The organism is Pseudoalteromonas sp. Z1A6 (assembly GCF_011378745.1).
GTDB lineage: Bacteria > Pseudomonadota > Gammaproteobacteria > Enterobacterales > Alteromonadaceae > Pseudoalteromonas > Pseudoalteromonas arctica.
The window spans coordinates 1-8470 of the sequence record NZ_WTKW01000185.1; the positions used below are offsets into that span (position 1 = coordinate 1).

The window sequence follows — 8470 nt, forward strand, 5'->3', positions numbered from 1 at the left end:
AATGCCAGCAGCGGCTATTTCGGCTAAAAGTTGGCCGTTATCATCATCAGGGAATTGCATTAAAAACTCATTTAAAATTAATTTTTTATTCGTAGGCACTATTGTAACTAAAATATTGTCTTAACGCGTACTAATTTTAATTATGCTGATATTTATTCAAAGTTAAATTTACGCGTTAGATTGTTATTAAGTTAATGTGTTGCTCATTATGGCTATGCTAATATGCGGGTAATTAACTAGTTTTTTGTAAGATATTAAAAGTAAGGATATTTACTTGTTTATTAAGTTTTTACGTTGCATGTGTGTTGTGAGCGCTTTAATTGCGACAAATAGCTATGCGGCAGAAAAAGTCATAGAAGATTACGAAATTGAAGGGTTAAGTGGCGATTTAGAAAATAACGTAGCTCTTTACCTCAAGCAGTTAATTGGCGAGAAGCCAACCCGTACACTTCGCCGTTATGCTCAAAAACAAGTACAAAATAGCATCAAAGCACTTGGCTATTATAGCCCGACCGTCGAGGTTATTTATGATAAAGACGACAGCGAACTAATTGTTAAAGTTGAACGGGGGCCTGCAACTCGCATAGAAGCAATTAATATTACGCTAAACGGTGATGGTCAAAGCGATACCCAATTACAGGCATTGATTAAAAGCAATCACTTAAAGCAAGGTGATGTTTTAAATCATGGTAAATATGACTCTGCTCATAAAAAAATAGAATCTATGTTGCTGGAGCTTGGTTATTTTGATGCTAAGTGGCCAGCGCGCAAATTAGAAGTGTCGCTTAAAAAAAATAGTGCTGTTATTACTTTCATAATTGATACCGGAGTTAGGTATGAGTTTGGCGATATACAAATTGCCAGTAGTACACCCGCTGAAAAATACATACGCTCTATAGCGCCTTTCTCGCAGGGCCAACCTTATAAATCAACACATATTGCTGACTATAACTTGGATTTATCAAGTACCCCTTATTTTGCCAGTGTACGTGTTTATGCTGACATTGCAGCGCGCAAAAACAGCCAAGTACCGATTAAAGTTGAAGTATTACCCAAGCCAGCTAACAGCTATGAAATTGGCGGTGGTTTTAGTACTGACTTAGGGCCCAAGGTGCGTTTTAAATGGAGTAAACCGTGGATCACAGAAGACGGCCATTACCTCGAAACTAATTTAAATGTGGCACAAAAGCAGCAAGATATTTCCATGGCTTATACAATTCCGGTTGATGATCCTAATGATGATTTATGGCGATTCTCTGCCGGTTATAAATTAGAAGATGAGCTCACAAACGACACTTACAGTGAAATATTAACGGGGCAGGTTCAGCGCCAATGGTTGACCGAAAATAAGTGGGTGCGTACTGCATTTTTACGCCGCGACCAAGAAACCTACCGTATTGGTGATGAAGACGAAGAAAGTACCGAAATGTTAATGCCTGGCATTAGCTACGCGCGCAAAAAATCAAAAGGCGGCACGACTCCTTATTGGGGAGAGCAGTGGCTTATATCTGCTGAGTTTGGCTTAGATGATGTGCTTTCGAGTACTAATCTGATTAGGGTGCAAATGCAACATGCATGGCTACGTACTTATTTTGACCGCCACTTGGTGTTTTTAAAAGCGAATGTGGGAGCAATGCTTGTTGATGATATTAACAACGTGCCATTTTCACTTCGTTTTTACGCAGGTGGCGATCAAAGCGTTCGTGGTTTTGCGTACCAATCAATTTCGCCTGAGAACGATGACGGCGAGCTAATAGGTGGTAAGTATTTACTATCGGGGACGATGGAATATAACTACCAGTTTGCTAAAAATTGGCGAGCAGCTTTATTTGTTGATGGTGGTACTGCGACTAATGATTTTTCTGATGATTTTGAAGTAGGTGCTGGTTTTGGTTTTCGCTATTTAACTCCCGTTGGCCCCGTGCGTATAGACCACGCTTGGGGATTAACAAAAGAAAGTAAAAGCACACGTTTAAGTATTACCATAGGGCCAGAAATTTAATGTCAGTATTAAAAAAGATAACAGCCGCCGTAAGTGCTATTTTTGTCACGTTAGTTGTTGCACTATTTTGTTTGTTATTTACCGCACCCGGTAATCAATTTATTGCTTATAGTGCAAACAAAGCGGTAGATGGACTACATATTGAAATTAAAGATGGCCGTTTTATTTATAATGATGCCTTTAATGTACGCTTTACTAACAATGGGCTGGATTTTAATGCACAACAGTTGAAAATTGATTTGTTTTGGTGGCAGTGCGATGGAATTTGTATAGATAACTTAAGTGCTAAATCTATAAATTTAACATTACCAAAAACTGCAGAGTCACAAGAAGAAGCCGCTGCAGAGCCGCTCGAAAAAATCAGCTTACCTTTTAATATTGCTGTAAAAAACATTGCGATCAATAAATTTACTCTAGAGCATCCAAGTGCAAACGTAAGCGTTAATAATTTTAAACTCTCAGCAAAAGCAGAGGGTTCAAAGCTGACGGTTAAAAGCCTGAATATTCCCACCATACTTGTTGCCTTAAAAGAGCAAGAACAAGATGCGAAAACACAAACGGCGCAAAATACTCAAGCGCCTTTAACGCACCTACCCGCATTGCCTAATATAGAATTTACTTCGCCACTTGATTTAGTTGTTGAAGACTTTGAAATAGCTAAAATTACGATTGAGCAAAACGAAGCCCAACATGTTATTGAAAACATCTCGCTGCAATTAAGTGTGGAAGATGCGGTTATTAATTTAGAGTCATTCTCAGCAAAGTATGAACAGTGGCAGCTTAATACGCATCTTAATGCTGAGCTTGCAGGGAATTTGCCCGTGAAAGGGGATGTTGTTTTACAAAGTGACGAGCACCAAGCCAATTTGCAGTTGAATGGCGACTTATCAAATCTAAACTTAAATTTAGAAACGCAGGGGCAATATCCGCTTAGTTTAACGGCAACGGCAAATTTAAAGCAAAAAAACTATCCATTTGAGTTAAATGGAAAAATTAAGCTGTGGCTTATTGATGCACAAAGTAATGAACTTAAAGTACGAAATGTTAGCCTTAACGCACAAGGTAATGCTGACGACTATCAGCTTAGCCTACAGGCGAATAGCCAACTAGGCGCGTACCCAGCTGTTGACTTAAATACCCAATTAAAAGGCAGTCTCACCAAAGCAACTTTACAAGCGCTAAGCATTAAAGCGAACGAAAGCAGTGCAACTATAGAAGCCAATGTTGATTGGCAAAAAGGCATACAGGCTAACTTTAATGGCACGCTTGCTAACTTAAAAGCGCAGTACTTAACTGATGCCGCTACCAGTGATATTTCAGGACAGTTTAAAGGCTCGTTTAATGCAGCTGACGACAAGTGGCAGCTACAAATGAATAATACAAAGTTAAGCGGATTACTTAACGACGTGCCACTAGAATTTGCCTCAAACTTTAAGCTAGACAACACGTTAAAAGCTAATATTGATAGCTTTTATTTAAGTAGCGGCACCAATAAATTAGCACTAAGCGGGCAAGTTGATGATACTTGGCGGGTTGATGGCAAAGTAACGCTAAGAAGTGATGAAAAAGCTAATATTCCATTTACTGCTGACGGCAACGCAAATTTAAAAGTAAGGGGGGAAAGGTTAACGCCCTCTGTTGATTTAGCACTAATACTCGATCGCTTTATTTTTGATGAAATAAACATTAATAAACTATCAGTAAAAGGGCAGTTAGATACCGCAGCCGATTGGCAAACCGATGTTTCGGTAAGTGTTGGTTCGGCGCTTGTAGCCGAACAGCAAATTAATGGCGTTAAAATTGATATTAGCGGCGACAAAACAGATCACCAACTTACGGCATCTATAGATGCCGAGCAAGGCAGTGTAGAGCTTGAAGTTAATGGCAAAATTAATAATACCACTTGGAATGGCGAGCTTAGTAATGTAACGCTCAGCGATAAAAAGCTTAGTTTTAGTAATACTAAAAATATTGCCATTATGGTTAATACGCAAAGTGGCGACTTTGATGTGAGTGCACATTGTTGGGCATCTGAGCAAAGTAAATTATGCATAGACACCTTAGCGCAGTCAAAAAATCTCGGTCAGTTAAATGCTAAACTGAGCAATTTAGCACTTGAAGAACTTAAGCACTTTTTGCCTGACAATATTCGTACTCGCGGTAATATAGCTGGCGATGTGGCACTTAACTGGCAAAGCGGTGCGCTTAAAACATTACGTGCAAATATCGATTCTACTGATTTAACAGCGGTACTTACCTCTGAAGAAGATCGTTTTAAATTACCTATTGAAACATTAAGCATTAGTGCGTTTTCGGATTCTCAAATTGGCAAGCTTGAAGCTAATTTAGAATCAAGTGTGCTTGGGAAAATAAACACACAAATTAATATCGATGATATAAAAAATACGCAAGCGCTTAATGGCACCATTAATATCGATAAAATACTCCTTTCAGACTTACAACCTTTTCTTGAAACCCTTGAGCAGTTAAAAGGTGATATTAGCGGGAAAGTGGCGTTAGCTGGTACGTTAAAAGATCCTTTATTAAATGGCGAACTTAATGTGAGCGATATTAGTTTAGAGGGCGAGCAACTACCTATAGCGCTGCAAAAATCAAACATAAACGTATTGTTTGATAAAACAACAGCCACAATAAAAGGCAACTTAAACGACAATCAAGGCGGTAAAATAAATCTCACAGGTGACGTTGATTGGCAAGGTGCGCAACCTGCTGTAAATGTTGCGGTAGTTGGCGAGCAGTTTTATGTACGCGCGCAGCAAGGGGTTACTTTTAAAGTATCGCCGGATTTAAAAATAGGCTTGGCTAATAATGCACTCAAGCTTGCTGGTGAGGTAATTGTGCCTTACGGTCGTATAATGATTGAAGAGCTTCCTGAGGGCGCGGTGCAAGTTAGCGATGATGAAATTATTGTTGATAAAAAAACCGAGGCCACCGAAACAGTTCCGTTTGATTACGACATAGATTTAAAAGTGATTGTTAAAAACGATGTAAAAGTAGAGTCGTTTGGCTTGGAATCAAAAGTTGCGGGTGATTTAGCGATAAAAATGAGTCAAGGTGCGCCAATCATAGCCACAGGTGAGCTTAACTTAATTGAAGGTACTTACTTAGCCTTTGGGCAAGATTTAATAATCAGCACCGGGCAAGTAGGTTTTAGCGGTTCAATTGAACAACCATTTTTAAATATTAAAGCAATACGTAACCCCGATACAACTGCAAATGGTGTCATTGCAGGGGTTACGCTCACGGGTAATGTTGAACAACCAACGCTTAAAATATTTTCTGAGCCTGCGATGGATCAAGCTCAAGCACTCGCATATTTACTTAATGGCCAACCTTTAGGTGATGGAGAAAGTTCGTCAAGCGATGCTATGCTTACGCAGCTATTACTCTCTCAAGGTGTTAGCCGCAGCGAAGGGGTTGTTTCTAAGGTAGGTGAAACCTTTGGGTTATCAGATGTAAGTTTAAGCTCATCAGGTAGTGGCGATAGCACCAAAGTAGAAATATCAGGTTACGTTGCACCCAGCTTACAAGTTAAATATAGCGTGGGTGTATTTGATTCGCTCAGTGAAGTGGCTGTGCGTTATCAGTTACTTTCGCAGTTATACATAGAAATAACGAGCGGGCTATACCAAAATGTTGATGTGCTATATAAGTTTGATTGGGAATAGCCAAAACCAAAACCAAAACAATAAGAATTATAAGGATATGAGCGATGAAAAAAATTATATTGCCGGCTCTGCTTGGTGTTTTATTAAGCGGGTGTGCTCAGCAACTCAGCAATGATGTTGCTAATCAAGAGCTACCTTTATTGAGCGCTAGTGAAGTAATTGCCAGTGCAACAGATAATGATTGGCGAGTAGTGAACGCTCAAAATATTTTAAAGATAACGTTGCCAACGGGTAATGCCTATATTGAGCTTAATGAACTGCTTGCTCCAAAGCACGTTCAAAACATTAAAAAGTTAGCGCGAGAAGGGTTTTATAAAAATACTGGCATTTATCGGTTTGTTGAAGGTTTTGTAGCTCAAGGCGGCGACAGCTCGGGTAAAAAGTTAATTAAAACGGCAGATAAAACAGTTCCAGCTGAGTTTTATTTAACAACAAACAAACCCCTTTTTATTACTGAGTTAAATGGTGACGGATATGCGCCAGTTACCGGCTTTTTAAACGGCTTTGCAGTAGCTCAAAATTCAGCACATACGCAAACATGGCAAGTGCATTGTAGTGGCGTGTTTGCTATGGCGCGCGATAACGATATAAATAGTGCGAGCACGGAGTTTTTTGTAACGATAGGGCAGGGCCCGCGCTACCTTGATAAAAACATTACGGTGTTTGGTCGAGTGTTAGAGGGTATAGAGCATTTTAACCGTTTAGCGCGTACGCCAACTGAAGGTAAGGCATTTAACCCAATTACCAATATACAGGTCCTTGGCGATGTACAAAGCGATAGAAGTATATTTAAAGTGATGAAAACAAATTCACCAGTGTTTAAAAACTTAATCAATGCTCGTAAAAACCGTGTTGAACCATGGTTTGTTAAAGCACATAACTACGTTGATGTGTGTGGTATGCCCATACCCACTAAGCGCGAAGTTATACCAATCCGCAATAATACTTAATCATTTTGCGGGGCTAAACGTGTCGCTACCTGCGTTAAAAAATTCTCATTTACGACTGTATGGATGCAGAAGGTAGAGCAATGCAGGAGCAATTGCCGAGAACAACTAAATAGCGAATTTTTTGCCTAGCTATCAACACGTTTTCCCAGCCTCAAAATTAAGCGAATTGGTATTAATTAAATATACAAATAGAAAAGGAGCCAAGGCTCCTTTTTTAATGCTCATATTCCAGTGTAAAATAATCTACTGACGATTAATTTTAACTGCAAATGGCGTATCGTTATAATGCGTAGAGCGATACGGGTTTATATCAAGCCCACCACGACGAGTATAACGCGCGTAAACCTCTAACTCTTTAATATTAAGTTGTGTTGTTAAATCGCTATAAATACGCTCAACACATTGCTCATGAAATTCGTTATGCGTTCTGAACGAAATTAAATAACGCAGTAACGACTCGCGACATATTTGCTCGCCAGTGTACCGTATAATTACACTTGCCCAATCAGGCTGGGAGGTAATTAAACAGTTCGATTTAAGTAAATGGCTGTAGAGCGTTTCAGTCACTACTTCATCGCTTTTTGCTTTAAGTGAATTAGCATCAATATCGTAATTATTAATCTCAATATCTAAGTCATCAATACATTCACCTGGCAGCGCCGTACACGGTAAGCAATTGTAATCATCAGGATTGTATAAAGTCACTTTGACAGGGCTGTTAACCGCATTTGATAGGTCATCAATTAAATGCTGTTTTACTACATCAATGCTTTCAAATCGGGTTTGGTTAAAGCTATTTAAATAAAGTTTAAACGACTTTGACTCAATAATATGGCTGCTTTGGCATTCAAAGGTAAATAAGGCCACGGCAACTTGCGGTTTACCCTTATTGTTTAGCCATGAAAGCTCGTAACCAGTCCAAATATCTTGGCCTTTAAATGGCAGCTCTGCTTCGTCAATATTTAAAGCATCACGATTTAGTTTGCGCGCAATAGGGAAAAGCAAGCTTGGCGTGTACACATCTACATACTCAGTAGATTTGCCTAATACGCTACCTTTAAGGTCTGGAGAATTGCTGTAATCTGTCATGTTTGCTCTTAAATAGTTACAATAGGGACATTATATCTAATTTAAATGAGTTTCACAGTATGTCTGTTGCATTGCTTATAGAACAACTTCATCAACAATTTAGCGAAAAGACCCTTAAAAACACTACAAAGTACCCACTTATTGCGCACGATGAGCAATGGCCAAGCCCATCAGAAGTTGGCGAAGTTGACGAGCAAGGAAATATTCAATGGCAGGGCGCGCGTCAGCAACCTGCAGGTTCACTTAATGATTTAGCCAATGCACTTGAGCTTGAATTTCCAAAAGAGCTTAGCGAGTTATATGGGCATATGTACGGTGGAAGCATTTCAGCAAGTATTGATGGGCATCAGGTTGAATTACTACAAGCATGGAACGAAGAAGACTTTAATTTGTTACAGCAAAATATAACGGGTCACGTTTTAATGAAACGCAAACTCAAGCAGCCAGAAACGGTATTTATTGGTTTAACAGATCAAGATGATTTACTAGTGAGTGTATTGGTGCACACTGGTGAAGTATGTTTAGAGCACGTAGGCAAAAAAACACACCATGTACTTGCACCTAACATTAATGCTTTTTTAAAGGCATTAGAGGTTTAAAATGCATCTAATAAATCAGCTTAGCGTTATCACTAAGCTGATTTTTAGAGCCATTACTAGGGCGTGTTGACCTTTCGTGATTGATTTTGCAGCTGTATGTTTGGTTTTTAGGCAAGGCAGAGCCTATGTAGTGTGGTTATT

The 8470-nt window shown here is 39.2% G+C and carries 5 protein-coding genes; 4 read left to right on the forward strand and 1 reads right to left on the reverse strand.

The window, feature by feature from the left end; genetic code table 11:
• Window positions 1–274: 274 nt before the first annotated feature.
• From GQR46_RS12340 to GQR46_RS12350, 3 genes are read left to right on the forward strand one after another with little or no spacing between them, the layout of a single operon-like run.
• Window positions 275–2002, forward strand: a complete 1728-nt coding sequence (locus GQR46_RS12340) for an autotransporter assembly complex family protein (RefSeq protein WP_165741106.1) — start codon at window positions 275–277, stop codon at window positions 2000–2002.
• Entirely contained in the window at window positions 2002–5691 is a 3690-nt protein-coding gene (locus tag GQR46_RS12345) for a translocation/assembly module TamB domain-containing protein (protein ID WP_165741107.1), read from the forward strand. The genes GQR46_RS12340 and GQR46_RS12345 overlap by 1 nt, the downstream gene beginning before the upstream one ends.
• 44 nt (window positions 5692–5735) lie before the next feature.
• Complete coding sequence (locus GQR46_RS12350; RefSeq protein WP_165741108.1) at window positions 5736–6641, forward strand: peptidylprolyl isomerase; 906 nt, start codon at window positions 5736–5738, stop codon at window positions 6639–6641.
• A 243-nt stretch (window positions 6642–6884) separates the two neighbouring features.
• Here GQR46_RS12350 and queF read toward each other — a convergent pair whose 3' ends face one another.
• Entirely contained in the window at window positions 6885–7730 is an 846-nt protein-coding gene (gene queF, locus GQR46_RS12355; protein ID WP_165741109.1) for an NADPH-dependent 7-cyano-7-deazaguanine reductase QueF, read from the reverse strand.
• Window positions 7731–7789: 59 nt separating this feature from the next.
• Here queF and syd point away from each other — a divergent pair, with 59 nt between their 5' ends.
• On the forward strand, window positions 7790–8329 hold the full coding sequence (gene syd / locus GQR46_RS12360; protein ID WP_165741110.1) for a SecY-interacting protein: 540 nt from the start codon (window positions 7790–7792) through the stop codon (window positions 8327–8329).
• The last annotated feature ends 141 nt before the right edge of the window (window positions 8330–8470 follow it).